The sequence below is a fragment of the Modicisalibacter luteus DSM 23508 genome (assembly GCF_000378505.1).
Taxonomy (GTDB): Bacteria; Pseudomonadota; Gammaproteobacteria; order Pseudomonadales; family Halomonadaceae; genus Modicisalibacter; species Modicisalibacter luteus.
Genome location: NZ_KB899994.1, coordinates 91,526 through 116,668 on the forward strand (window position 1 = coordinate 91,526; position 25,143 = coordinate 116,668).

20 protein-coding genes and 5 tRNA genes are annotated in these 25,143 nt (G+C 59.6%); 19 read left to right on the forward strand and 6 right to left on the reverse strand.

Annotation, left to right across the window (positions count from 1 at the left end; all coding sequences use genetic code 11):
* Positions 1–47: 47 nt before the first annotated feature.
* Complete coding sequence (locus F568_RS0110200) at positions 48–617, forward strand: hypothetical protein (RefSeq protein ID WP_019018625.1); 570 nt, start codon at positions 48–50, stop codon at positions 615–617.
* 28 nt (positions 618–645) lie between these two features.
* Here F568_RS0110200 and kduD read toward each other — a convergent pair whose 3' ends face one another.
* The gene (gene kduD / locus F568_RS0110205) at positions 646–1,398 is read right to left on the reverse strand and encodes a 2-dehydro-3-deoxy-D-gluconate 5-dehydrogenase KduD (protein WP_019018626.1); all 753 of its coding nucleotides are present in this window, start codon (positions 1,396–1,398) and stop codon (positions 646–648) included.
* A 115-nt stretch (positions 1,399–1,513) separates the two neighbouring features.
* Here kduD and F568_RS0110210 point away from each other — a divergent pair, with 115 nt between their 5' ends.
* Entirely contained in the window at positions 1,514–2,608 is a 1,095-nt protein-coding gene (locus tag F568_RS0110210; RefSeq protein WP_019018627.1) for an NADPH:quinone reductase, read from the forward strand.
* Positions 2,605–3,003, forward strand: a complete 399-nt coding sequence (locus tag F568_RS0110215; protein ID WP_019018628.1) for a septal ring lytic transglycosylase RlpA family protein — start codon at positions 2,605–2,607, stop codon at positions 3,001–3,003. Before F568_RS0110210 ends, F568_RS0110215 begins: the two co-directional genes overlap by 4 nt.
* Before the next feature lie 83 nt (positions 3,004–3,086).
* Here the strand turns inward: F568_RS0110215 and F568_RS0110220 are convergent, their stop codons facing one another.
* From F568_RS0110220 to betI, 4 genes are all read right to left on the reverse strand, one after another.
* Positions 3,087–5,537, reverse strand: coding sequence for an acyl-CoA dehydrogenase (locus F568_RS0110220; RefSeq protein WP_019018629.1), 2,451 nt, complete (start codon positions 5,535–5,537; stop codon positions 3,087–3,089).
* 165 nt (positions 5,538–5,702) lie between these two features.
* Entirely contained in the window at positions 5,703–7,385 is a 1,683-nt protein-coding gene (gene betA / locus F568_RS0110225) for a choline dehydrogenase (protein WP_019018630.1), read from the reverse strand.
* Positions 7,386–7,474: 89 nt separating this feature from the next.
* Positions 7,475–8,944: a betaine-aldehyde dehydrogenase gene (gene betB / locus F568_RS0110230; RefSeq protein ID WP_019018631.1), complete on the reverse strand. Its 1,470-nt coding sequence runs from the start codon at positions 8,942–8,944 to the stop codon at positions 7,475–7,477.
* Between the two features lie 45 nt (positions 8,945–8,989).
* Positions 8,990–9,586 (reverse strand): transcriptional regulator BetI, encoded by a 597-nt coding sequence (gene betI, locus F568_RS0110235; protein WP_026300469.1) that lies wholly within the window; start codon positions 9,584–9,586, stop codon positions 8,990–8,992.
* A gap of 220 nt (positions 9,587–9,806) precedes the next feature.
* Between betI and F568_RS0110240 the strand changes: the two genes are divergently transcribed.
* The 6 genes from F568_RS0110240 to F568_RS0110265 all read left to right on the forward strand — a co-directional run bounded on the left by F568_RS0110240 (position 9,807) and on the right by F568_RS0110265 (position 11,475).
* Positions 9,807–10,760 carry a choline ABC transporter substrate-binding protein gene (locus tag F568_RS0110240; protein WP_019018633.1) on the forward strand — a complete coding sequence of 318 codons (954 nt, stop codon included), beginning with the start codon at positions 9,807–9,809 and terminating at the stop codon, positions 10,758–10,760.
* A 96-nt stretch (positions 10,761–10,856) separates the two neighbouring features.
* A tRNA-Met gene (locus tag F568_RS0110245) sits at positions 10,857–10,933 on the forward strand.
* 154 nt (positions 10,934–11,087) lie between these two features.
* Positions 11,088–11,163, forward strand: a tRNA-Asn gene (locus F568_RS0110250).
* 28 nt (positions 11,164–11,191) lie between these two features.
* Positions 11,192–11,267 (forward strand) — tRNA-Asn (locus tag F568_RS0110255).
* Positions 11,268–11,295: 28 nt separating this feature from the next.
* Positions 11,296–11,371: transfer RNA gene (locus tag F568_RS0110260), tRNA-Asn, on the forward strand.
* A 28-nt stretch (positions 11,372–11,399) separates the two neighbouring features.
* Positions 11,400–11,475 (forward strand) — tRNA-Asn (locus F568_RS0110265).
* 62 nt (positions 11,476–11,537) lie between these two features.
* On the opposite strand, the gene F568_RS22650 is transcribed toward F568_RS0110265, so the two are convergent.
* Positions 11,538–13,820: a heavy metal translocating P-type ATPase gene (locus F568_RS22650; protein ID WP_019018634.1), complete on the reverse strand. Its 2,283-nt coding sequence runs from the start codon at positions 13,818–13,820 to the stop codon at positions 11,538–11,540.
* A 266-nt stretch (positions 13,821–14,086) separates the two neighbouring features.
* Between F568_RS22650 and F568_RS0110275 the strand changes: the two genes are divergently transcribed.
* Genes F568_RS0110275 through F568_RS0110320 form a run of 10 tightly spaced genes read left to right on the forward strand, consistent with a single transcriptional unit; the run spans position 14,087 to position 25,140 of the window.
* Positions 14,087–14,740 carry a cytochrome c3 family protein gene (locus F568_RS0110275; protein WP_019018635.1) on the forward strand — a complete coding sequence of 218 codons (654 nt, stop codon included), beginning with the start codon at positions 14,087–14,089 and terminating at the stop codon, positions 14,738–14,740.
* Positions 14,728–17,853: a TAT-variant-translocated molybdopterin oxidoreductase gene (locus tag F568_RS0110280; protein ID WP_019018636.1), complete on the forward strand. Its 3,126-nt coding sequence runs from the start codon at positions 14,728–14,730 to the stop codon at positions 17,851–17,853. Before F568_RS0110275 ends, F568_RS0110280 begins: the two co-directional genes overlap by 13 nt.
* On the forward strand, positions 17,850–19,214 hold the full coding sequence (gene nrfD, locus F568_RS22655) for an NrfD/PsrC family molybdoenzyme membrane anchor subunit (RefSeq protein WP_019018637.1): 1,365 nt from the start codon (positions 17,850–17,852) through the stop codon (positions 19,212–19,214). The genes F568_RS0110280 and nrfD overlap by 4 nt, the downstream gene beginning before the upstream one ends.
* Complete coding sequence (locus tag F568_RS0110290; RefSeq protein ID WP_019018638.1) at positions 19,207–19,737, forward strand: DUF3341 domain-containing protein; 531 nt, start codon at positions 19,207–19,209, stop codon at positions 19,735–19,737. Before nrfD ends, F568_RS0110290 begins: the two co-directional genes overlap by 8 nt.
* Positions 19,734–20,330, forward strand: a complete 597-nt coding sequence (locus F568_RS22660; protein ID WP_019018639.1) for a c-type cytochrome — start codon at positions 19,734–19,736, stop codon at positions 20,328–20,330. Before F568_RS0110290 ends, F568_RS22660 begins: the two co-directional genes overlap by 4 nt.
* A complete protein-coding gene (locus F568_RS0110300; protein ID WP_019018640.1) occupies positions 20,327–21,361 on the forward strand; it encodes a hypothetical protein in 1,035 nt (344 codons plus the stop codon). The genes F568_RS22660 and F568_RS0110300 overlap by 4 nt, the downstream gene beginning before the upstream one ends.
* Entirely contained in the window at positions 21,354–21,884 is a 531-nt protein-coding gene (locus tag F568_RS22665) for a hypothetical protein (RefSeq protein WP_019018641.1), read from the forward strand. Before F568_RS0110300 ends, F568_RS22665 begins: the two co-directional genes overlap by 8 nt.
* Positions 21,877–22,896 carry a cytochrome c oxidase subunit II gene (gene coxB, locus F568_RS0110310; RefSeq protein WP_019018642.1) on the forward strand — a complete coding sequence of 340 codons (1,020 nt, stop codon included), beginning with the start codon at positions 21,877–21,879 and terminating at the stop codon, positions 22,894–22,896. The genes F568_RS22665 and coxB overlap by 8 nt, the downstream gene beginning before the upstream one ends.
* Positions 22,893–24,506, forward strand: a complete 1,614-nt coding sequence (locus F568_RS0110315) for a cytochrome c oxidase subunit I (RefSeq protein ID WP_019018643.1) — start codon at positions 22,893–22,895, stop codon at positions 24,504–24,506. Before coxB ends, F568_RS0110315 begins: the two co-directional genes overlap by 4 nt.
* A complete protein-coding gene (locus F568_RS0110320; protein WP_019018644.1) occupies positions 24,478–25,140 on the forward strand; it encodes a cytochrome c oxidase subunit 3 in 663 nt (220 codons plus the stop codon). The genes F568_RS0110315 and F568_RS0110320 overlap by 29 nt, the downstream gene beginning before the upstream one ends.
* The last annotated feature ends 3 nt before the right edge of the window (positions 25,141–25,143 follow it).

Below are 25,143 nucleotides of genomic sequence, written 5' to 3' on the forward strand. Positions count from 1 at the left end.
CTAGGCTTCTGCGCTTTTATCGTGGCGGATGGTAACGAGGTCGATCGATGAAAGTAGTCAATATCAAGAACGAACAGCAGCGCGATGCCTGCCTCGCAAGGCTGTGTGCGGAAGTGTATGGCCATGAGGCGGGTATTGCCCCGTTGGCGACCTTTGCCGGGACATTGAGTGTCCTGATCCGGCAGGATGCGGCGCGTGTTTTGGCCTTGGTTGATGATGCCTCGCAACCGGCGGCGCTCGCACTGCTGGTACTCGATGAGCAGGGACAGAGCATGGAAGTGGCCATGTTGGCCGGCCTGGAGACGAACGTGACCAAGCCGACCGAGCGCCTGGTGGGCGAGCTGGCGACACGTGCCCCCCTCAAGGTCAATGCCCTCGATACCGAGCAAGAGGATATGTTCCGCCGTTGTGGCATCGAGCGCTGGTTCGATGGCCCGAAGGGCATCCGGGTCGGCATCAGTAGCGTACATCCAGCGACGTCGCTGGAAGAACTCCCCAGCCCGATGCGCTTCGATGAGCGCGCTGTGGTGCAGTCCTTCAAGCAGGACCGCACCCTGTTCGAGGGATACAAGAAACGCTTCATTCGGGGACTGGAGACATTTCCTCGCGTGCTGTAACTCGGTCACGCCCTGGTCCGGCCTGGTATCAACGGGCCAACCAGCCACCATCGACGGCCAGGGTATGACCATGAACGTAATCCGAGGCCGGGGAGGCCAGAAAGACCACGGCGCCAGCCAGATCGTCCGGGTTTCCCCAGCGTCCTGCCGGAATGCGAGAGAGTATCTCTGCGCTCCTTTGCGGATCGTCGCGTAGTGCTTGGGTGTTGTCCGTAGCCATGTATCCCGGTGCGATGGCGTTGACGTTCACGCCCTGAGCTGCCCACTCATTGGCCATCAAGCGTGTCAGACCGAGGATGCCGCTCTTGCTGGCGGTATAGGAAGGCACACGAATGCCGCCCTGAAACGAAAGCATCGAGGCAACGTGGATGATCTTGCCTCCTGTGCCGCGTTCGATCATATGGCGCGCGGCATGCTGCGTAAGGAAGAAAGTGGCCTTCAGGTTAACGTCGATCACGCTGTCCCAATCGTCTTCACTGAACTCCAGGGCCGGCGCGCGACGGATCATGCCGGCGTTGTTGACGAGAATATCGAGTTGTCCGCCTTCGGCGATGGCTTTCTCGATGATAGTGGCAGGACGGTCCTTGCCCAATTCCGCTTCAAGATGAATGTAGCGCCTACCCAGTGCTTCGACACGCTGACGTGTTTCGTCGGCATGTCGACGATTGGCGCCGATGATATCGGCGCCGGCTTCGGCTAACGCCACCGCCATTGCCTGACCCAGGCCCTTGTTGCAACCGGTGACCATGGCCACGCGTCCTTCCAGCGAGAATAACGGCATGTCGATTCCTCCTTGTGCTTGGGGTTGGTATAGCATGCCATGGATATGATCTGGCGTTGTGAATACGGCGCTTGTATGGTGTTGCCATTCAATAGACTGATATAAGGACATTTTCATGGCCAAGCGTATCCAGTTCTCCCAGACCGGCGGTCCTGAGGTACTTGAATATGCCGATGTGACGCCGGAAGAGCCCAAATCTGGTGAAGTTCGCGTCAAGAACCATGCGGTCGGACTGAACTTCATCGACATCTACTTCCGTACCGGCCTCTACCCGGCACCCGGCCTGCCTTCCGGGCTCGGTACGGAAGGGGCCGGCGTCGTCGATGCGGTGGGTGAGGGCGTTACCCACCTCAAGGAAGGCGATCGTGTCGCCTATGCTCAGGGGCCGCTGGGTGCCTACGCCGAACATCATGTGCTGCCGGCCGACAAAGTGGTCAAGCTGCCCGAGGGCATCGAGTTTGAGACCGCAGCGGCCTCCATGCTCAAGGGGCTGACGGTACAGTACCTGCTGCGTCAGACCTACCGCCTGCAGAAAGGCGAGACGATCCTGTTCCATGCCGCTGCAGGCGGTGTCGGCTCGATTGCTTGCCAATGGGCCAAGGCGTTGGGTGTCAAGCTGATCGGTACGGTCAGCTCCCAGGAAAAGGCCGATCTGGCCATGAAGAACGGGGCTTGGGCAACCATCGACTACACCAAGGAGAACGTGGTCGAGCGCGTGCGCGAGCTGACCAAGGGCGACATGGTGCCGGTGGTCTATGATTCGGTGGGCAAAGACACCTGGGAAACGTCGCTCGACTGCCTGCAGAAGCGTGGCCTGATGGTCAGCTTTGGCAATGCGTCAGGCCCGGTGGAGAACGTCAACATCGGCATTCTCAACCAGAAGGGGGCGCTGTACGTGACCCGTCCGAGCCTTAATGGCTACGCGGATACTCGCAAGCGTCTCGAGGCTATGAGCGCTGAACTCTTCGAGATGCTGGAGAGCGGCAAGGTCAAGGTCGACATCGCCCAACGCTATCCGCTGGAAAAGGCCGGCGAGGCTCAGGAAGCCCTGGCGTCCCGCAAGACGACCGGCTCGACCGTGCTATTGCCTGCTATGCAGGAGACTCAGGCAGTGCAGGACACTGAACAGTCAAATGACGTTAGCGAGTCACAGGAAACCCAGGCGGCACAGGAAGGAAAAGCCTCTCAGGATCAGGATTCGCAGGCATGAGAGGGCGGGCGGCCGGGCTGAGCCTGGCCTTCTTACTGATAGCACTTGCCGGCTGTGCCGGTACGCCACCCACCGGCAGGCCTGATGCCGGTTATGGTGCGTCTCATGCGGAGCAGGGGCGGGCGGCTTATTACAGCGATGCCTACCAGGGCAAGCAAACGGCCAGTGGTGAGCGTTACGACCGCAACTCGTTGACGGCTGCGCACCGTTCCTTGCCTTTCGGCACCCGGGTCAACGTCACCAATCTGGACAACGGGCGGAACGTTACCGTGCGGATCAATGACCGTGGCCCGTATACCCGCGGCCGCATCATTGACCTGTCACGCCGGGCGGCCCAGCAACTGGGAATGATCCGTAGCGGTACCGCCCCGGTACGCGTGACGGTAGTGAACTGACCCATACCCAGCACACCACAAAGCCACGCCCGGTCATAGGCAACATGACCGGGCGTGGCTTTTTTAATGTCCAACGTCGCCGCTCAGGCCGCATCGTGCCAGACGACCTTGTCCTTGTGCGAGGCGAAGGCATCGAAGGCGAAGTCGTCGACGGTGAGCATGTCGAGCACTTCCTGCTCGTAGCGGCGCATGAACCGGGCATCCGCTTCATCGATTAGGCCAGCGTCCAGGGCGGCCTCCAGACGTTGTTCGGGGTGCAAGGCCTCGGCGGGCAGTAGTCCCTTGGCATACGCCTTGCTGATGGTGCGATAGATCGGTTCGGCACGCTCGTACTCGGCAACCAGGGCATTGTAGCGTGCCAGCGGATTGTCCTGCTGCCCCTGCTCCTGGCGGTCCCAGGTATCGGCGGTCAGTTTGCGGCGCAGGGCCGTATCCGTGGAAATGGCTTTGGCGATCTCGCGCGTCAGGCCGTCTGCCGGCTTCGCCCAGCGACGCCCTAAAGGCATTACGATCAACTTCAGCGACCGGGCCAGCGCACGGTTGGGCAGGTTGTCGAGCAACTCGACCAACGCTTGTTCGGCACGGAACAACAGGGTGCGGCAGCTGTAGTGCAGAAGTGCCGCTTCATGCTCGACATTGTCGCCGGCCTGCCACTGCTTGAGCACCATGGAGGTCAGATACAGGTTGGAAAGTACGTCGCCCAAGCGCGCTGACAACATCTCACGTTTCTTGAGCCCCGAGCCGACACTGATCATTGCAGCATCCGCACACAAACCGAAGGCAGCGGACAGGCGTGACACGTCACGGGCGTAGGGAGAGGCTATCTCGTCGAAGGGTACGCGCGGCCGGGCGATGCCCAAGGCCTGCAGAGACGCACGAGCGGCATTGCCGAAGATCAACCCGATGTGGCCGAAAAATGCTCTGTCGAAGGCGTCCAGATCCTGAGCTTCTTTGGCTGCCAGCTCCTTGAGAACGAATGGATGGCAGCGAATCGCGCCCTGGCCGAAGATCATCAGGTTGCGGGTCATGATGTTGGCGCCTTCCACAGTGATCGACACCGGCACGGCGCTCCAGCCCAGGCCCAGATAATTGCGCGGCCCCAGCGTCACAGCACGACCGCCGTGGATGTCCATCGCATCGGCGAGAATGTGGCGCTGGAATTCGGTCAACTGACTTTTGAGAATGGCCGAAGGGACGGCGGGCTTCTCGCCGTGATCTATCAGATTAGCGGTTTGCATGACCGCTGCCTGGGCGATATAGGCATGTGCCGAGAGGCGAGCCAGCGGTTCCTGAACGCCCTCCATGTCGGCCACTGGCATGTTGAACTGACGGCGAATACGACTGTAGCCGCCGGTCCAGCCAATGGCATAGCGGCCTACACCCGACGCACCGGAAGGCAGGGTGATGCAACGGCCCACCGAGAGACACTCGACGAGCATGCGCCAGCCTTGGCCGGCCATTCTGGGCCCGCCAATAATGTAATCGAGCGGGATGAAAACGTCCTTGCCGACGATCGGCCCGTTCATGAAAGGGCTGCCGATGGGATGATGGCGGCGGCCGATCTCCATGCCTTCGGTGTTGCGGGGAATAAGCGCACAGGTGATCCCGAGGTCGGTATCGTCACCCAGCAGGTGTTCAGGATCGAACATGCGAAAGGCCAGCCCGACCACGGTGGCGATTGGCGCCAGGGTGATCCAGCGTTTCTCGAAGTTCAGGCGCAGGCCCAGGACTTCTTCACCATTGTGCATGCCCCGGCATACGACACCGGTGTCAGGCAGTGAGGTAGCATCACTACCGGCCCGCGGTCCTGTCAGGCCGAAGCAGGGGATTTCGCGCCCGTCGGCCAGGCGGGGCAGATAATGATCCTTCTGCGCCTGGGTGCCATACTTGAGCAGCAGTTCGCCCGGCCCCAATGAGTTGGGAACGCCGACGGACACCATGAGCGTCTCGTTGACCGCCAGTTTCTGGAGCACGGCCGATTGCGCCTTGGCCGAAAAGCCGAGGCCACCGTACTGCTTGGGAATGATCATCCCGAAGAAGCCTTCCCTTTTCAGATAATCCCACAATGCCTCGGGCAGGTCGGCGCGCTCACGGGCGGTTTCCCAACCGTTGGTCATGCCGGCCGCTACCGAGCACTGGTGTTCAATGAAGGAGCGCTCCTCTTCGGTTAGCCCCTCATTCCGGTAGTCAAGAAGGCGCTGCCAGCGTGGCCTGCCCGAGAACAGTTCGCCGTCCCAGGATACCGTGCCGGCCTCCAGGGCGGAGCGTTCGGTGGCCGACACCTTGGGCGCAGCGTTGTCGAAGAGTGCGAAGATACGTGGCGACAACCAGCGACGGCGCAGGGCGGGGATGCCGGGAACGGCCAGGATGGCGCCACCGAGCAATAGCAGGGCGCCCAGAATGGGAGCGCCGAAAAGCAAACCGATGACGCCGGTGACGGCGAGGACGCCGATTGCCGAAACGGCACCGGCCTCGCGGCGCATCACTTCCAGTAGGCCGGCAACGGCGGCGACGAGCAGTATGAATTGAAACATGGGACTCTCCAGGCAACTGCGCAGGATTCGAACGGTTGTTTTAATTTATACAGGCTAGCCGATTTCCATCGGTCTGACTAGCTGAGGCCGAATCCAACATCGAAAGCAAAAAAAGCCCCGCGAAGGGCGGGGCAGAAGGGGAAGTCGAATCAGGCTGGTCTGATGTCAGGCCTTGGCGGGCTCGCGAGCCGGGGCGTTTCCGGCAACGTAGTAGGGCACTTCGGCCTTGGGCAGCGGTGCCCGGCCACGGACCTTGTCGGCCATTTTTTCCGCGATCATGATCGTCGGCGCGTTGAGATTGCCGGTGGTGATCACAGGCATGATAGAGGCGTCGATGACACGCAGTCCTTCAAGCCCATGGACACGGCCGGCGCCATCGACAACGGCCATGTCGTCTGTCCCCATCTTGCAGCTGCCGCTGGGGTGATAAGCGGTTTCGGCATGCTGGCGCACGAACTCATCGATTTCTTCGTCCGTTTGCACATCAGGTCCCGGCGAGATTTCGCGTCCGCGGTATGGATCCATCGCGGGCTGGGCGATGATCTCGCGGGTGATGCGAATGGCGTCGCGGAACTCCTCCCAGTCCTTGGGATGATTCATATAGTTGAACAGAATGCTCGGCGGGGCGCTGGGGTCACGAGAAGTCAGCCGAATCCGGCCGCGACTCATCGAGCGCATCGAGCCTACGTGAGCCTGGAAGCCATGTGCCTGCACGGCGCTCTTGCCGTTGTAGCTGATAGCGATCGGCAGGAAGTGATACTGCAGGTTAGGCCATTCCTCCTGGTCATTGGTACGAATGAAACCTGCTGCCTCGAACTGATTGCTGGCGCCGATACCGGTGCCCTTGAACAGCCATTCGGCACCGATCTTGGGCTGATTCCACCACTTGAGCGCCGGGTAGAGAGAAATCGGTTTTTTGCACTCGTACTGGATATACATTTCCAGATGATCCTGCAGGTTCTCGCCAACCCCTGGCAGGTCATGCACCACAGGAATATCGTACTCCTTGAGGTGTTCGGGATTGCCCACGCCGGAGCGCAGCAGGATCTGTGGCGAGGCGATCGCACCGGCACACAGCAGCACCTCGCGGCGTGCGTGCGCTTCCTGCGGTTGGCCCTTGCGAGAATAGCTTACGCCGATGGCCCGCTTGCCCTCGAAGAGGATGCGGTCTGTCATGGCGTGGGTTTCGATGGTCAGGTTGGGACGCTGCTTGGCGATGGCCAGATAGCCCCGTGCCGTGGATGCACGGCGTCCGTTGGGCGTGGTGGTGCGATCCATGGGGCCGAAGCCTTCTTGCTGATAGCCGTTGACATCTTCTGTCTCTGGATAGCCAGCCTCGATACCAGCACGGATAAAGGCACCGTATAGTTCGTTGTTGCCTTCCTTGGGCGTGGCGACCGACACCGGGCCGTCACCGCCATGATAGTCGTTGGGACCGATATCGCGGGTTTCTGCCTTCTTGAAGTAGGGCAGGCACTCAAGATAGTTCCAGTCTTCCAGGCCGGGTGCTTTCGCCCAAGTATCATAATCGAGCGCGTTGCCGCGCAGGTAGCACATGCCATTGATCAGTGACGATCCGCCCAACCCCTTGCCGCGTCCGCATTCCATGCGCCGGTTATTCATGTAGGGTTCGGGGTCGGTCTCGAACGCCCAGTTGTAGCGCTTGCCCTGCAGCGGATAGGCCAGCGCGGCGGGCATCTGGGTGCGAAAGTCGAAGCGATAGTCGGGGCCGCCCGCTTCCAGCAACAGTACCTGAACGTTGGCGTCCTCGGTCAGCCGAGTGGCCAGCACGTTGCCGGCGGAACCGGCACCGATAATGATGTAATCGTATTCACGAGCCTGCGTCATGAAGCGGCCCTCCTTAACAATGCGTCGGTCTTGCGGAATGCGAGTTGCACGAATGGCGTCACGGTCGCCATTCGTGCGTCCGGACAGAATCAGAACACTGCCGGGAAGGGACCCATTTCGACCTGGATGGACTTGATCTGGGTGTAATGTTCGAGCGAGGTGATGCCGTTCTCACGACCGATGCCCGACTGCTTGTAGCCACCCACCGGCATCTCGGCAGGCGAGTCACCCCAGGTGTTGATCCAGCAGATACCTGCCTCTAGACGGTGAATCACGCGGTGGGCACGGTTCAGTCCCTCGGTGAACAAGCCCGCGGCCAACCCATAGTGGGTATCGTTGGCACGACGGATGACCTCCTCTTCGTCATCGAAGGCGAGGATTGCCATGACCGGACCGAATATCTCCTCACGAACGATGCGCATGTCGTCGGAGCAATCGGTGAATACCGTTGGCTCGGCCCATGCCCCCTTGGCGTAATCGCCCTCGGTCATGCGGTTACCGCCGGCGAGCAGGCGTGCACCTTCCTGTTTACCGATTTCAAGGTACGACAGTACCTTTTCCAGGTGCTCGAAGCTGACCAGTGGGCCAAAGTTGACTGAGGGGTCGAGCGGATCGCCGGATTGAATGCGAGCCACACGCTCTTGGATCTTGGCTTCGAAAGCGCTCTTGACCGAGCGATGCACGAACACTCGAGTCCCGTTGGTACAGACCTGACCGCTGGAATAGAAGTTGGCCATCATCGCCGCATCAGCAGCGCGATCGAGGTCGGCATCATCGAATACGATCAGCGGCGATTTGCCGCCGAGCTCCATGGTGACTTCCTTGAGCGTGGAGGCTGCAGCGGCGGACATGACTTTCTTGCCAGTACCGACTTCACCGGTAAAGGTCACCTTGTCGATGCCTTGGTGTTCGGTGAGCATGGCGCCCACGTTACCCGGGCCCTGGATGACGTTGAAAACGCCATCCGGCAAGCCGGCTTCTGTAAAGATCTCGGCCAACTTGATGGCGGAAAGGGGAGTCACCTCACTGGGCTTGAATACCACGGCGTTGCCGGCGGCCAGGGCAGGCGCCGCCTTCCAGCATGCAATCTGGATCGGATAGTTCCATGCACCGATAGCACCGATGACGCCCAGTGGTTCGCGGCGGGTATATACGAACGATGTCTCGCGCAGCGGAATCTGGGTGCCTTCGATGGCCGGGGCCAAGCCAGCAAAATATTCGAGGGAGTCGGCCCCGGTGACGATATCGACGGCAATGGTCTCGCTGATCGGTTTGCCGGTGTCCAGGGTTTCCAGGTGGGCCAGCTCGTCATTGCGTTCGCGGAGTAATGCCACGGCGCGGTTGAGAATACGGCTGCGCTCCATGCCGGACATGGCGCCCCACACTTTCTGGCCTTCGCGTGCAGCCGCCACGGCGCGATCGACGTCGGCCTGCGATGCCTGCTGCACAGTGGCCAGCACTTCGCCGCTGGTCGGGTTGATGGTTTCGAAGGTTTCGCCGGAGGTGGCATCCACCCGACGTCCGCCAATAAAGAGTTGCTGGGTTTCGAATGTGGCCATGAATTCCTCCTGCGGAACGGAATCGAGAATATTGATGATGGCTGGTCAGGCGTAGCACTCGGCGCGAGCCAATTGCTCGTCCAGGTAGTCATAGGCCAAGCGTCGTGCGCGTTCCACGTCGAGACCTTCGGGAGCCAGCGCGCCGCGCAGCCAGAGCCCGTCGATCAGGGCAGCCAGGCCGCGCGCGGCGTCCCGCGCTTCTGCCTTGGGCAGGCAGCGACGGAACTGGTAGCAGAGGTTCGAGTAAAGCCGTCTGTCATTGACGTACTGTAGCCGCTGCAGGTCATCCCGGTGCATGCTTGAGGCCCAGAAGGCCAGCCACGTTTTCATGACCGACTGGCTGACCTGGCTGCGATCGAAGTTGCCATCGATGATCGCTCGGACGTGAGCCTGCGGCGTGTCGTCAGCCTTGGCGCGCCGACATGCGACGGCTTGTCTGAGATCGTTGAGGATCTTGCGCATCGTGGCTTCGAGCAGGCCATCCTTGCCGCCGAAGTAATGACTGATGATGCCTGCCGACACGCCAGCTCGCCGGGCGATACGCACAACCGTGGCATCGGCCAGGCCGGCTTCGTCGATCGCTTCCATGGTCGCCTGGATCAACTGGCGTCGACGAATGGGTTCCATTCCGAGCTTGGGCACCGATCGTTCTCCTCTGCTGGTTGCCCCCGGTTCGACTCGTGACGTGCGTCCGCCGTCAACCGTTGGACTACAGTTTGCTATATTTTTATTGAACGTTCAATCAATAAAAAATCTATTGTATATTGGAATGGCAATTGGGGCTTACCATAAGCTGATCTTATCGAAATTCTCATCAGCATGCCTGAGATAGGTTCTTTCTTACACGCAGGAGATTACAACGATGGCGAACATGACCCCCACTAAGCTCATGATTGGCGGCTTGATGTTCGGGGCCGCTCCCTTGGCGATGGCTGAGGTGCCGCAAGATTGTCAGACAGTGCGCTTTGCCGAAGTCGGCTGGACGGACATCACGGCTACTACTGCACTGACCAGTGAGGTACTAGAAGGGCTGGGTTACGAGACGACCAGTGATACCGTCTCGGTACCGATCGCCTACGCCGGTATGAAGAATGGTGATTTCGATGTGTTCCTGGGCAACTGGATGCCTTCCATGGCATCGATCAGTGATCCTTACATCGAGAAAGGGCAGGTCGACCGTACCGGGGCCAACCTTGAAGGTGCCAAGTACACCTTGGCCGTACCGCAGTACGTCTACGATGCAGGCGTTACCTCCGTGGCCGATCTGGACTCGCATGCCGAAAAGTTCGGGCAGCGTCTGTTCGGCATCGAGGCCGGTAACGATGGCAACATGATCATCCAGGACATGATCGATGACGATGCCTTCGGCCTGGGCGACTGGCAACTGATCGATTCCTCCGAGGCAGGCATGCTGGCTGAGTTGAAGTCTCGGGCCAGCAGCAAGGACTGGATGGTGTTCCTCGGCTGGGAGCCGCATCCCATGAATACCAATTTCGATATCGCCTATCTGGAAGGGGCCGATGATTACTTCGGCCCTGATCTCGGTGGGGCCACTGTCTACACCAATACGCGCGGCGGCTACATCGAGGAGTGTTCCAATGTCGGGACGCTGCTGAATAACCTGCAGTTCACTCTATCCATGGAGAACCAGATCATGGGCGCGATCATGGATGACGGACAAGATCCTCGAGACGCCGCTCAACAGTGGCTACAGAATCATCCGGACGTACTTGGTCAATGGCTGGAAGGTGTGACCACTGTCGATGGCAAGCCGGGCCTTCCGGCGGTCAAGGAATCGCTGGGCATCAGCGATTGATTGTCTGCGGGGCGAACAGGGTTGCCAAGGCCCGTGCCGACAGGCATAATTCGCCCCCGTTGCAGCAGTGCACCGCGGCATTGCCCGCTGGCACATGGCTACGTAGCTCAGCTGGTTAGAGCACATCACTCATAATGATGGGGTCCCCTGTTCGAATCAGGGCGTAGCCACCAGAATCGATAAAGCGCCCGAGGTAATCCCTCGGGCGCTTTTCGTTACGGACTGTCATCAGTGGCAGTGGTCGGCTCAAGCAGAAAGCGTTAGGTAACCTGCTAAGACTTGACGAATTTTTTTCGTTACGTATAATACGCCGCGTGTTCGAGAAGTTCCCCGATAGCTCAGTTGGTAGAGCAAATGACTGTTAATCATTGGGTCGCAGGTTCGAGTCCTGCTCGGGGAGCCAAACAGTTCGGACACCACAATTCGGCGATTCCCCGATAGCTCAGTTGGTAGAGCAAATGACTGTTAATCATTGGGTCGCAGGTTCGAGTCCTGCTCGGGGAGCCAAACAGTTCGGACACCACAATTCGGCGATTCCCCGATAGCTCAGTTGGTAGAGCAAATGACTGTTAATCATTGGGTCGCAGGTTCGAGTCCTGCTCGGGGAGCCAACCTCCCGCCGAAGCCAGTTTATGTAGTTCCCCGATAGCTCAGTTGGTAGAGCAAATGACTGTTAATCATTGGGTCGCAGGTTCGAGTCCTGCTCGGGGAGCCAGCTTGTTTTTTCCTTCCTTGTCGTTTCTTCCTCCCAGTCTCCCTTTTCTCGATTCCGCTTTGCTAGATTGAACCGGTGTTCCTGAGTTCGTTATCCGATATTTGTGGCGCTTGAACTGAGGTTTCCGGCGGAATGTAGAGCCTGGCGGCATTTGCCAGTACGCTGACTGAACTTAACGCCATCGCACCGGCGGCAATCACAGGTGGTATCGGCATCCATACAGCGATGCTCAATGCCAGCAAGTTGTAGGCTATCGAAAAAGCCAGGTTCTGATGCATCAGGCGGTAGGCCGAGCGCGCCAATCGATGTGCTTGCCACGCTTGGCCGATGCCTGTCGTGAGCAAGGAGATTGCTGCAATGTCGCGCGCCTGTGGCGTAGCTCCGGCGACACTGATGCCTGTTGTCGCTGTGGCCAGAGCCAGGGTGTCGTTGATCCCGTCACCGACGAATACCGATGGCTTCGGTAGGGTTTCGACCAGTCTGGCCTTGGCGTCCGGTGTCAGTTCGGCAAAACGCTCGCTGCGGCGAAATCCGCCACGTTGCCCGATCGCATGCACATTAGTCGCCTGATCCCCGCTCAATAACGCCAGGGTGAACGACGCGTCACGAAAGTGTGCTACCGCTGCTGCTGCGTCGCGCGTCAATGTCTCATCGAGAATCAGGGTGCCCAACCAGCGTTTTCCCCGTGCCACACCCACGATCTTGCCTATACCTTCGTCAATGTCAGGAATATCGATGCCATGCTCGGACAGCCAGCGCGGCGAGCCCACTCGAAGGATGGTGCCTTGTGGCTCATGGACCGCAACGCCCAGGCTCGGATGATGAATAGCAGCCAGGCCATCGGCTAGTGCTAGCCCCCGCTCGGTGGCGTGACGACGCAGTGTCTGTGCTACCGGATGAGTGATGCCCTGTTCCGCTTGGGCGGCGAGACGCAGCACGTCGTCTCCGGAAATGCCGCGAGCAGTGTGGATATCGTGGATACCGAGCAGTCCAGTCGTCAGGGTGCCAGTCTTGTCAAAGGCGATGCTGCGCGCCCTGGCTAGCGTCTCGAAGGCACTCAGGTCCTTGAAGACGATGCCTTGGCGTAGTCCGCGGGCCGTTGCTGCCTGCGTGACGACGGGAATGGCCAGGCCCACGGCGCAAGGGCAGGCGACGATCAAGACCGATAGGGACCAGGCGAATGCCTCGTCCAAGTCGACGCCGCGCGCCAGGACCATGAAAAATGTACCAACGGCAAGCCCCAGAGCAGCGGAGGGCAGCCAGCGGGCGACGCTATCCGATACTTTCTGAAACTCACCCTTGCGGGCGTATAGCTGCAAGGTGCGGTTGCGCAAGCTATCGATATAGCGATGGCCTAGCTCAGCGTCGACGCGCAGGATCAGGGCGGGTCCGGCATTGATACAGCCAGCTTCGATACGATCGCCTCGCGTCAACAGCACCGGGGTCGTCTCTCCAGTTAGCACCGCGCGGTCGATCAGGGCTTGGTCATTGTCGAGAAAGCCATCGAAGGGAAGGGCGGCTTGTGCATCGACACTGACCTGATCGCCACATCGAATGTCCTCAAGGGCACTTGATTCCCATTGGCCGTCTCGCCAGACCCTGGCGCTCTCGGGCGAAAGGCTGTCCAGACTCGCCAGCGCATCCAGGCCATCCTGTCGGCTGGCCAGTTCGACCAGACGACCTGCCAGCAGCAGGGTGATCAGCATGACTGCGGTGTCGACATAGACATCGGACGAGCCGCGCCAGAGGTGCCAGGCCGAGAACGTCATGGCGCTGATCACGCCCAGACTGACCAGCACGTCCATGCCGGGGTGTCCGGCACGCAACGTGCGCCAGGCGGCGCGATAGAAAGGCAATCCTGCATAGCTGACCACGGGCAGGGCAAGAAGGCTAGCCGTCAGGGCAATAATCCAATCGACCCGCGGGCCCAGGCCATAGTTGAAGTAGAGTAGCGCCGAGGCCATCAGGGTCCACATGCCGAAAGCAATGCTCACACCAAGCCGAACGAGCAGGGTGCGGCGTGCCTGGGCCAACCGTTCACGGCTGTCCTGGGCGCTGGCCTGGCTGGTCAGGCGGTAACCGAGCGAAGCGACGCTCTTCTCCAGCGACGCCGGCCCCGTCGTGGTGGGGGCCCAGCGCACCAGCGCCGACGCCGTCACGAAGTTGACGCTGGCATCGAGGACACCGGGCTGTTTCTTGAGGAAATGCTCGATGGCGAAGGCGCAACTGCTACACCACATGCCCTGTACGACGAAGATGGCGTCACGCGCTTCTGTATTGGTCGTCGTGTCATGGTTCGACAGGTCGGCAGGGGGCTCGACGCTGCCAAGCAAACGTTGGGGCATGTCCGTCTCGTCGCATTACGGTTTCGTAAAGAGCGTAGTGGAGATCCTCTGGGATAACTAAGGAAGTCAGGGCCTGAGCCGGGAACAGTCCCGGTCCCATTGGCTACCGTGTAGTGGTGAAAATTTTCCTTTTTAAACAAGAAAATTCTTAAAAACTTTTTGCCTGCTAATTGGCGAGACCAAGCGATCCTTTCCTATAGTTAGTTCCGTTGGGCCGAAAGATGGCGTCATGAGGAGACAATAAGAGCAAGGTCAGGGAGAGACCGATGCCACAAATTTTCCCCCGTCGGGCAAATTCACTGGTCAGCATGGCACTCTGGGGAGGCGCCTTCGGCGTCGTGATCCTCATTCTCGTCGCTGTGACGATTGGAAGTTCGGCTCACGATACCGGGGTATACGCGACACCGGAGCAGCCGGTGCCCTTCAGCCACGAGCATCATGTGAGCGGACTGGGATTGGACTGCCAGTACTGTCACACCGGTGTCGAAAAATCCGATTTTGCTGGCCTGCCTCCTACCTATACCTGCATGACCTGCCACTCCCAACTATGGACTAACGCCGAGATGCTGGAACCGGTGCGGCAGAGTCTGAAGCGCGACGAGCCAATCAAGTGGGTCCGCGTCCATGATCTGCCTGATTTCACGTATTTCAGTCACCGGATACACGTCAATAACGGCGTTGGCTGCGAGTCGTGCCATGGACGTGTCGATGAGATGCCCATCACGACTCAGCAAAAACCACTGACCATGCAGTGGTGTCTCTCTTGTCATCGTAATCCCGAGCCCAACCTCCGGCCTGCCGACAAAATCACGGCGATGGGCTATGACCCTGCCAAGGACAGTATTCCAGGTCATGAACTGCTGGAACGCTATGCCATTCGCAAGGACAACCTGACCGAGTGCAGCACATGTCATCGATAAGCCACGACGAACTGCAGCACATTCGTGTGCGGCTGGGCCAGGCGCGAGGACCCCAGTACTGGCGCAGCCTGGAGGAGCTGGCTGAGAGTGAGAGCTTCGGTGAGTTTCTGAATCAGGAATTTCCTCGCCTGGGTGCCGTCTGGGAAGCACCTATGGATAGGCGCGGCGCACTCAAGCTTATGGCAGCCAGCATGGCACTGGCCGGGTTGACTGCCTGCGGCAGACAGCCGCGAGAATTCATCGTTCCTTATGTCAACATGCCCGAGGGCGAGGTGCCGGGCATGCCCCGCTACTACGCTACCTCGCACCTGATCGGCGGCTATGCGCATGGATTGCTGGCGCAGGCTCACCAGGGGCGTCCGGTCAAGCTGGAGGGCAACCCGGACCATCCGGCTACCCTGGGTGCCTGCGATGCATTCTCCCAAGCCTCGGTATTATCGCTCTATGATCCGGATCGCTCGGCCTCAGTGATGAATCGGGGCGAAGTAGCAGGATACGGCAGCTTTCTGATGACCCAGCAGGACAAGCGTCTCGAGTGGAATCGTACGCAGGGGCAGGGCTTGTGTTTCCTGACTGGCAGCCTGACGTCGCCGAGTCAGCACGCGTCCTTGCAGGCGTTGCTCGAACGTTGGCCCAAAGCGCGCTGGTACGTCCACGAGCCTATCGATCGCCAGGCCGTCTACGCGGGAAGTGAGCAACTGTTCGGCAGGCCGCTCGAGCCGGTGTATCGTTTCGATCGTGCTCGTATCGTCCTGTCGTTGGACAGTGACTTCATGCAGTCCCAGCCCGGATTTTTACGCTATGCCCACGATTTCATGGCACAGCGGCGACCACGCGATAACGACGGTTTCCTGGCGCGCCTGTACGTCGTGGAATCGACACCGAGCATTACCGGCAGCGTTGCCGACCATCGTTACCGCCTGTCCTTTCATCATATGGAGAACTTCGCTCGGCAACTGGCTAACGCCTTCGAGCTGGACATCGAGCCGCCCGATGAGCCCGCCGTGCCGGAGAGTTGGCTTTCTCCGCTCGTCGACGATCTGAAAAGCAATGCAGGCTCCGCCGTGGTGGTGCCTGGCGATCAGCATTCGACAGCGGTGCATGCGATTGCCCAGGCCATCAACGAGAAACTGGGCGCGTTCGGTAAAACGGTGACATATATCCCTCCGGTAGATGTCAGCCATGCGGCGCGTCCCTTGAACGAGTTGACCCGGGAAATGCAGAACGGCCGGGTGGAAGCGCTGGTAGTCATGGGCGCCAATCCTGTCTACACGGCACCGGCCGACCTGAACTTTCGGCAAGCGTATCGTCAGGTCCCGTGGCGGCTGCATTGGGGCGAATATTACGACGAGACAGGGCAGATGTCGCACTGGCACATCCCGGCTTGTCACCCGCTCGAGACCTGGGCCGACGCCCGCGCTTACGATGGTACGGTCAGCCTGTTGCAGCCCTTGATTCAACCGCTGCACGGCGGCAAGAGTGCACTTCAATTCCTGGCAGCCCTGGAGCAAGGCACCGAGGAAGACGCTCGCCAGCTGTTGATCGACTATTGGCTCGACCAGCATGCAGCTGGTGATTTTGAAACGTTCTGGCGGCGTAGCCTGCGCGACGGGATTGTCGCCGACAGCGCTTTCTCCACTCAAACCCCTGCGCTGCGTGAAGACTGGGCGCCAGCGCTGTCGTTCGCGTCCGGCGAGCGTCTTCCCGACGATGCCATCACGCTGCAGTTGCAGCCCGATCCGGCAGTCTGGGACGGTGCTTATGCCAATAATGGCTGGTTGCAGGAACTGCCGCGGCCATTGTCCAAGCTGACCTGGAATAACGCCTTATTGATCAGTCCCGTGCTCGCGCAGGAGTACGGGCTGAAAGAAGGCGATGTAGTACGCGTTAAAGCGCAAACCAGCGAGGTTCAGGTCGAGGTGCCCGTATATCCGCTGCCGGGGATGCCGGATCGTGCCGTTACTCTGCAGCTTGGGTATGGCCGAGAAGGGATCGGACATATTGCTGATGGCGTAGGAAGCGACGCCTACGTTTTTCATACCACGGACCACCCTTGGGCGAGCCCGGTCACACTGGAAAAACTGGATCGCCACGAAACGTTAGCTACGACTCAGAATCACCATGCTATTCATGGGCGTGACCTGATCCGCGCCACCACGCTCGAGGAATATCGCAAGCATCCCGAGTTCGCCAAGCATCCGGGCCCCCACGAATCCCTGTATCCCGAACCGTGGCCCGCCGAGCGGGAGGCTGAATACGCGTGGGGTATGGCGGTCGATCTCACCGCTTGTATCGGCTGCAATGCCTGCGTTACGGCCTGCCAGGCCGAGAACAATATCCCCATCGTTGGCCCCGAGGAGGTCTCGCGCGGCCGCGAAATGCACTGGATTCGTATCGATCGTTATTTCGAAGGGCCTCCGGAAAGTCCGCACCTGATTTTCCAGCCAGTGCTGTGCATGCACTGTGAGAACGCGCCGTGTGAGTATGTCTGTCCCGTCGGGGCCACGCAGCACTCCGCCTCGGGGCTCAATGAGATGATATACAACCGCTGTATCGGTACGCGTTACTGCTCGCAGAACTGCCCGTACAAGGTACGACGCTTCAATTGGTTCGATTATACCGGCGAGCAGGCAACCTATACCCAGCCTGAACCCGTCCACAATCCCGAGGTCACGGTTCGCTCGCGCGGGGTCATGGAAAAATGCACTTTCTGCGTCCAGCGTATCAACCGAGCGCGCATCACGGCGGATATCGAAGATGAGCCGATCCCGGATGGCGCTCTGCAAACCGCCTGTCAGCAGGCCTGCCCGACCCAGGCCATCGTGTTTGGTGATATCAGCGACGAACAGAGCCACGTCAAGCGGCTCAAGAACCACCCGCTGAACTATGGCATGCTCGAACACCTCAACATTCGACCGCGTGTGTCATACCTGGCCGGTGTCGGCAATCCCAACAAGGAGGTCGAGGCGCCGCAGTCCGATCCGCTGGTAGCACCGGAAAAAGAAAAGGCCGATATACATCAGGCCTCGGTGAATGGGCGCGACGATGACGAGCAGGTTGTCAGGATCTTCGAGCCCGCCACGGCGGCCAACGGCCAGGGAGGGACGACATGAATCGGCACGACAAGCATCGTCCCTTGCTTCCCCCCGATCTCACCCATGCCCGGCTGACCGAACGTATCAGCAATCTGGTACTGCGAGATCCCTCGCCACGCTCGTGGTTCGTGGCGCTACTCGTCTGCGGGTTGGTCGCACTGATGTTCTTTGGTGCCCTGGGTTACATATTCGAGGTGGGGGTTGGGCTGTTCGGCATCAATATTCCTGTCGCCTGGGGCTTTCCCATTACCAATACGATCTGGTGGATCGGGATTGCCCACGCCGGAACGTTGATTTCCGCCGTGCTGTTGCTTACCCGTCAACCCTGGCGCGCTTCGATCAACCGTTTCGCCGAAGCCATGGCCATGTTTGCCGTGGTGCTCGCCGGGGCCTATCCGATCATTCACTTGGGGCGCCCCTGGTTCTTCTATTACCTACTGCCATACCCCAACGACATGGAGTTATGGCCACAGTGGCGCAGCCCTCTGGTATGGGATTTCTTCGCCATCTTCACTTACCTGACCTTCACGGCGACTTTCATGTACCTGAGCCTGCTGCCCGATCTGGCGACCCTGCGCGACCGGGCCTCGAGCTGGTTCGGTCGGGTGTTCTACGGCACGCTGGCCATTGGTTGGCGGGGGTCGGCTACACACTGGGCGCGCTACGAGAAGGCCAACATGATCCTCTCTTCGGTGGCAGCCCCCATTGTGGTGGCTGTCACCGGTATCATCTCGCTGGATCTGGCGATATCCATCGTGCCCGGTTATCACTTCACCATCTTTCCACCGTACTTCGTGGCCGGGGCGCTGTTCTCGGGATTTTCGACCGTGGCACTACTCGCTGTCGTGCTGCGTAGCATGTTCGGGCTCCAGGACCTGGTCACGCGTACGCACCTCGACTACTTGGGGCGCATGATGCTGCTGTTCGCCCTGGTCGTCGATTACGCCTACACCCAAGAAATATTCTTTGCCTGGTACTCCGGCGAGGACTACTACCGCTACGTGTATATCGACCGCTGGACGGGGCCCTATGCTCCAGTCTGGTGGAGCATGATCTTCTGCAACGTGGTGTTGGTGCAGCTGCTGTGGTTCAAGCGTGTGCGCCGTTCACCGATCGCTATGCTGTGCCTGGCGATCACCAGCGATATCGGTATGTGGCTAGAGCGCTTTCAGATCGTCTTCACGTCAACGCATGCCGATTACATGCCGTCCGCATGGGGCGAGGCGTGGCCGACGGTTTGGGACTGGGCCGTCTTTATCGGTTCGCTGGGTGTCTTCGGAGTGCTGTTGCTGCTCTTCGTGCGCATCATGCCGCTGATTTCGCTGCATGACATGCGAGGGCTCATCGCCAAGCGCAACAAGGGAGGCGACGATGGCTGAGGAGTATGGCGTCATGGCGCGCTTCGAGACTGCCGAGGCCCTGGTAGCGGCAGTGCAGGGCATGCGCAAGGCCGGTTACCGGCGACTTGAACCCTGCGTGCCGTATCCGGTGGAAGGGCTGACAGAGGCCATGGCGTTCAAGCCACGCTGGGTGCCGATCATCTCGTTAGTCGCAGCCATCCTTGGGGCGGCTGGTATTTATTTCATGCAGTGGTACGCCAGCGTGCTGAGTTACCCGTTCGTCGTGGGCGGTAAGCCATTGCACAGTTGGCCGGCGTTCCTGATTCCGGCGTTCGTGTTCGGGTTGCTCTTCGCGGTAGTGGGGGCGGCCGTGGCCATGCTTTTCGGCAACCGCTTGCCCCGGCCGTATCATCCGGCTTTCAACGTCAGCGCGTTCGATCGCGCCACGGACGATGGCTACTTTCTGCTCGTTAGCCGCCACGATACTCGTTACGCCGGGGGGAGAACGCGTGAGCGCCTGAAGGAACTCGCGGCGGTCGAGGTCTGGGAGGTGCCGGAATGAGCCGCCTGATGGGGCTTGCCATCCTGACTCTGGGGCTGGTCATGTCGTTGACGGCCTGTGATCAGGAACCGATGGCCAACCAGCCCAAGTACGAGACCTACGAAGCAGCACCAGAATGGCCTGACAATCAATCGGCGCGCGACCCCGTCGCGGGTACCGTGCCCCGCGATGCGCCGGTCGAGCTGTCCGTGTCGGACACCTTGCCGATGCCATTGACGCGGGAACTGCTCGAGCGGGGCCAGGCGCAGTTCAATATTTACTGCTCGCCCTGCCACGCACGCACCGGCTATGGCAACGGCATGATCGTGCAGCGCGGATTTCCGTCGCCGCCGTCGTTGCATAACGACCGTCTGCGCAATGCGCCGTTGCGCCATTTCTACGACGTCATTACCGATGGCTATGGGGTGATGTATTCCTACGCCGATCGCGTGCCGCCACATGACCGTTGGGCCATTGCTGCATATATCCAGGCCTTGCAGCTTTCGCAGTATGCCCGTTTTGAGGACTTGACGAAGGAGCAGCGTGCCAAGCTGCCTCAGCAGGACTCGACAGCGACAGAAACCACCACATCGGCAGGGGGGGGCCGCCAATGACGAGACCGCTGGTACCGATCATCGGCCTGGTGGCCCTGGCCATATGCGTTATCGGCGCTTTCTACGATTGGACGGCGTTCCTGCGTAGCTGGTTGGTAGCTTCGCTGACCTGGGGGGCGCTGCCGCTGGGTGCCATTGCCGTATTAATGACCTTCGGCATGACCGGCGGCGCCTGGGGACAGGCGAGCCAGACGGTGTGGCGTGCCTTGGCGGGGACCATGCCCTTGTTCGCCCTGGCCATGTTGCCCTTGCTTTTGGGTACTGATGAGCTGTTCTCCTGGACGCGGCCAGCAAGTGAATTGCCGGAGGTAGTGCGGCGCAAGTTGCTCTATCTCAACGAGCCTTTTCTGCTGGTGCGCTGGGCAATCTATTTTGCCGTGTGGCTGGGGCTTGCCTGGCTGATAGTGTACAAGGCGCGCCTTAGCAGGTCTGTCGCGGCGCCGGGGCTGATCCTGTGGGTATTCACCCTGACATTCTTCTCCACTGACTGGTACATGTCGTTGGAGCCTGAATTCTATTCGGATGTGTTCGGCCTGGAGCGGATCTGTGCCATGACGGCCAGCGGCATGGCAGTAGGCATGTGGATTCTTGCCCCGCATGTCACGCCGTCGATTCGCAAGGACATTGCCAACATCTGGCTTGCCGTACTGCTGAGTTGGGCATTCATGGGGTTCTCTCAGTTGATTATCGTCTGGTCGGGCAATATTCCTGACGAGATCGTCTGGTACATCCACCGTACCGAAGGCGCCTGGCACTGGATCGGCCGGGCGTCGTTCGTACTGTTCATGCTGGTTCCCTTTGCCATCCTGCTATCCACGGCTGCCAAGCAAAGCCGGACATGGCTGCGCATTGCCGCTGGTATCTGTCTCATCGGTTATGTGCTGCAAACGCATTGGATGGTATTACCCGCGTTTGAGGAATGGCGCTCGGTCCAGACCTGGCTCGATCCGTCAGCCCTGGTGGCGCTAGGCGGCGGTTTTCTCTGGTTGATAGGACGAAGCCTGCAACGTCAGGAGAAGCGCAATGAGTGAAGCGTCCAATCCCACCGCAGGGCACGAGCAGCGCGATGTACCTGCGCGCATTCCGGTTCTATTCATCGCGTTCATGGCCGGCTTCGTACCGCTCTGCCTACTGGCGCTCTGGATTCTCATGGCCTCGGTATGGGAGGAGGTTCCTTATCCGCCCAATCCGTTCGCCGGTGAACCGGTGCCGGCCAATATGCCGGAGGTGCCCCAATTACAGGCTTCCCCTAAAGCCGATCTGGATGCCTTCAATAAGTCGGTGAGTGAGCAGCTGCATGGCCTTGGCTGGGTCGACCGTGAGGCTGGCCGTGTTCACATCCCCATCGAGCGTGCCATGCAGTTGCTGGCGGAACGTGGTTTGCCCGAGCGGGGCGCGCATGCCAGCCAAGGCATTAACTTGGAGAAGTCGCCGGTTGGCAAGGGAGTGGATGCGAGTGTCGAGATGAAGGTGAACGTCTCGGCAGCAGAGGCCGTTGCGGAGCCGGGTGTGGTCGTCGATCCCCGGGTAGGACAGGAGGCAGGGAATGAATGATGAGGTGGCACCCTATCTGCCCGAGGTGGAAAAGGGACTGCATCTGATCCCGACGCAGGCGACCGAGCATGCTGGCCAGGTCGATCATCTGTACTTCGCCCTGGTGGGTGCAAGCGCCATCATTTTGTTAATGGTGGTGGGGCTGATTGCCTTTTTCGGCTTTCGTTACCGGGCGGGAAACAAGACGGCAAATCGCTCCAATCTGCCTTCCACTCGTACCGAAAACCGTGTCGAGATTGCTGTACTTGCCGCGATGCTAACGGTATTCATGGGTTTTTTCGCTTGGGCAACGACGCTGTATCTCGACGGCTACCGGGGGCCAGAGCCGGCCATGACCATTGACGTCGTCGGTAAGCAGTGGATGTGGAAGATACAGCATCCCGACGGCACGCGTGAAATCAATGCGCTGCACGTGCCCGTGGATGAGGTCATTCAGCTGCGCGTGACTTCGCAGGATGTCATACACAGTTTTTTTGTGCCGGCGTTCCGCATCAAGCGAGATGTGGTGCCGGGTACCGAGAAAACGGCTTGGTTCAGGGCGACCGAACCGGGGGAATATCGGCTGTTCTGCGCCGAGTACTGTGGCAGCTTCCATTCGCGAATGCTGGGTAAGGTCGTGGTCATGGATCGGGGCGATTACCAGGCTTGGCTGACTCGGCAGGGCTCCGGCCGGACGCTTGCCACCGCCGGTAAGCAACTGTTCGAGGCACATGGTTGCAGTGGCTGCCACATGGGCAAGTCGAGCGTGCGGGCTCCTTCGCTGGACGGCATCTACGGGCGTAGCGTGGCACTCCAGAGCGGCGAGGTGATCCTGGCGGACGAAGCCTATATTCGGGACTCGATCTTGCAGCCCGACAAGCATGTCGCGGCTGGATATGAGCCGATCATGCCGAGCTTTGCCGGTCAGCTCACGGAGGAGGAAATCTTGCGAATCGTTGCCTATATCAAGTCCCTGCAGCCTGGCGACTGGGTCAAGGCGTCGGTCAATGGAAATGAAGGAGAAAGCCAATGAGCGAAGCCGCGGCCAATCAAGCCAGCGAAAGCTACTTGAGTAGCGGGTGGAGGATTCGCGACTGGCTGCTCACCACTGACCATAAACGTGTTGCGTGGCTGTATACGATATCGATTACTGCCTTCTTCTTTCTGGGTGGGCTTGCGGCGCTGGTCATTCGCCTCGAACTGATGACCCCCGATGGGGATGTGGTCAGTGCCGATGCTTACAATCAGCTGTTCACGATCCACGGCGTCGTGATGGTATGGTTCTTTCTGATCCCATCCATTCCCAATACGTTGGGCAACTTCTTGCTGCCGTTGATGGTCGGCGCCAAGGATCTCGCCTTTCCAAAGCTCAACCTGATCTCATGGTACATCTATACTGTCGGGGGCTTGTTCACCATCGCGGCCGTGATTACCAGTGGAGTGGATACCGGGTGGACCTTCTACACGCCGTATTCGACCCAGTTTGCCGATCGGGCAGTCGTGGCGGCGTTGACCGGTGTATTCGTGGTGGGGTTCTCGTCGATCGCGACGGGCATCAATTTCATTGTCACAACCCACAAGATGCGTGCGCCGGGGCTGACCTGGTTCCGGCTACCGCTGTTCGTCTGGGCTAACTATGCCACCAGCCTTGTCATGGTTCTGGCGACACCGGTACTGTCCGCGACCCTGATTCTGCTCATCCTCGAGCGCATGATGGGGATCGGTATCTTCGATCCTGCCTTGGGCGGCGATCCCATCCTGTTCCAACACCTGTTCTGGTTCTATTCGCATCCAGCCGTCTACATCATGATTTTGCCGGGGATGGGGGTCGTATCGGAACTCATTACCTGCTTTTCGCGCAAGACCGTGTTCGGCTACCACGGCATGGCCCTCTCGATTCTGGCTATCTCCGTGTTTGGCTTCCTGGTATGGGGACACCACATGTTCGTCTCCGGCCAGAGCCTGTATGCCGGGCTGATGTTCTCGCTGTTCTCGTTTTTCGTGGCATTGCCATCCGCCATCAAGACCTTCAACTGGACAGCGACCCTGTACAAGGGAAAGCTGATTTTCTCGGCCGTCATGATCTATGCGCTGTCATTCGTCGGTTTGTTCACCATTGGCGGGTTCACGGGCATTTTTCTGGCCTCACTGGCCGTCGACGTTCACGTGCATGACACTTACTTCGTGGTCGCGCATTTCCATTACATCATGGTGGGTAGCATGGTCACGGCCTATATCGGTGGGCTTCACTTCTGGTGGCCAAAAATGACCGGGCGCATGTATCCCGAACTCTGGGCCAAAGTGGCAGCGCTGGCACTATTCATCGGCTTCAACCTGACGTTTTTCCCCCAGTACCTGATGGGGTATGCCGGTATGCCTCGACGTTACCAGACCTATCCCGAGGACTTTCAGATATTGCATGTCATGTCCTCGCTGGGTGCAGGGGTGCTGGCTATCGGCTACCTGCTGCCGTTGGTCTATCTGCTCTGGTCGCTGCGCTGGGGCAAGCGAGCGCCACCCAATCCATGGCGTGCCGCCGGTTTGGAGTGGCGTACGGACTCGCCACCGCCCAAGCACAATTTCCTGGAGCCGCAAACCGTGACAGGACCTCCTTATGACTACGACACCATCGACAACAAGTAAGGCGGTACCCGACGAGCAGTTCGACGACCTGACCCAGCAGCGTCAGGCAGTGTTGATGGGCATGTGGATTTTCCTGGCCACCGAGCTGATGTTATTTGGTGGCATATTCACGGCCTTCACCGTCTACCGTTTCGCCTATCCCGACGTATTCGCCGAAGCGGCAACACATCTGGATCTCAAGCTGGGCACCCTGAATACAGTGCTGCTTGTCACTAGCAGCCTGTTCATGGCGTTGGCGGAGCGGGCCGTCAACGCCGAGCGGCGTCGGCTGACCCTTACCTTCCTGCTCGTCACGATATCTATCGGTGTGATCTTTCTGGGTATCAAAGGCTACGAGTGGCATCACGAATACACTGAAAAGTTGATGCCGATCCTGGGGTTGGAGTTCATATATCCAGGTGCGAATCCTGACCGAGCGGAGATGTTCTTCAACTTCTATTACGTCCTGACTGGATTGCATGCCGTGCACATGAGCATGGGGCTCGTCATGCTGACCGTGCTGGTGGTATTCACCATGCGCTGGCGCGATCCCCCTCGGCTGGGTCGCCAGATTCAGATCAACGGGCTTTACTGGGCCTTCGTGGATGTCGTCTGGGTCTTCATATTCACGACTCAATATCTGCTGCGCGCATAAAGG

What these genes read in the sequence shown, in the direction of transcription:
- F568_RS0110200 (WP_019018625.1), top strand. Translation starts at nt 48, where the DNA reads ATGAAAGTAGTCAATATCAAGAACGAACAGCAGCGCGATGCCTGCCTC.
- kduD (WP_019018626.1), bottom strand. Translation starts at nt 1,398, where the DNA reads ATGCCGTTATTCTCGCTGGAAGGACGCGTGGCCATGGTCACCGGTTGC.
- F568_RS0110210 (WP_019018627.1), top strand. Translation starts at nt 1,514, where the DNA reads ATGGCCAAGCGTATCCAGTTCTCCCAGACCGGCGGTCCTGAGGTACTT.
- F568_RS0110215 (WP_019018628.1), top strand. Translation starts at nt 2,605, where the DNA reads ATGAGAGGGCGGGCGGCCGGGCTGAGCCTGGCCTTCTTACTGATAGCA.
- F568_RS0110220 (WP_019018629.1), bottom strand. Translation starts at nt 5,537, where the DNA reads ATGTTTCAATTCATACTGCTCGTCGCCGCCGTTGCCGGCCTACTGGAA.
- betA (WP_019018630.1), bottom strand. Translation starts at nt 7,385, where the DNA reads ATGACGCAGGCTCGTGAATACGATTACATCATTATCGGTGCCGGTTCC.
- betB (WP_019018631.1), bottom strand. Translation starts at nt 8,944, where the DNA reads ATGGCCACATTCGAAACCCAGCAACTCTTTATTGGCGGACGTCGGGTG.
- F568_RS0110240 (WP_019018633.1), top strand. Translation starts at nt 9,807, where the DNA reads ATGGCGAACATGACCCCCACTAAGCTCATGATTGGCGGCTTGATGTTC.
- F568_RS22650 (WP_019018634.1), bottom strand. Translation starts at nt 13,820, where the DNA reads ATGCCCCAACGTTTGCTTGGCAGCGTCGAGCCCCCTGCCGACCTGTCG.
- F568_RS0110275 (WP_019018635.1), top strand. Translation starts at nt 14,087, where the DNA reads ATGCCACAAATTTTCCCCCGTCGGGCAAATTCACTGGTCAGCATGGCA.
- F568_RS0110280 (WP_019018636.1), top strand. Translation starts at nt 14,728, where the DNA reads ATGTCATCGATAAGCCACGACGAACTGCAGCACATTCGTGTGCGGCTG.
- nrfD (WP_019018637.1), top strand. Translation starts at nt 17,850, where the DNA reads ATGAATCGGCACGACAAGCATCGTCCCTTGCTTCCCCCCGATCTCACC.
- F568_RS0110290 (WP_019018638.1), top strand. Translation starts at nt 19,207, where the DNA reads ATGGCTGAGGAGTATGGCGTCATGGCGCGCTTCGAGACTGCCGAGGCC.
- F568_RS22660 (WP_019018639.1), top strand. Translation starts at nt 19,734, where the DNA reads ATGAGCCGCCTGATGGGGCTTGCCATCCTGACTCTGGGGCTGGTCATG.
- F568_RS0110300 (WP_019018640.1), top strand. Translation starts at nt 20,327, where the DNA reads ATGACGAGACCGCTGGTACCGATCATCGGCCTGGTGGCCCTGGCCATA.
- F568_RS22665 (WP_019018641.1), top strand. Translation starts at nt 21,354, where the DNA reads ATGAGTGAAGCGTCCAATCCCACCGCAGGGCACGAGCAGCGCGATGTA.
- coxB (WP_019018642.1), top strand. Translation starts at nt 21,877, where the DNA reads ATGAATGATGAGGTGGCACCCTATCTGCCCGAGGTGGAAAAGGGACTG.
- F568_RS0110315 (WP_019018643.1), top strand. Translation starts at nt 22,893, where the DNA reads ATGAGCGAAGCCGCGGCCAATCAAGCCAGCGAAAGCTACTTGAGTAGC.
- F568_RS0110320 (WP_019018644.1), top strand. Translation starts at nt 24,478, where the DNA reads ATGACTACGACACCATCGACAACAAGTAAGGCGGTACCCGACGAGCAG.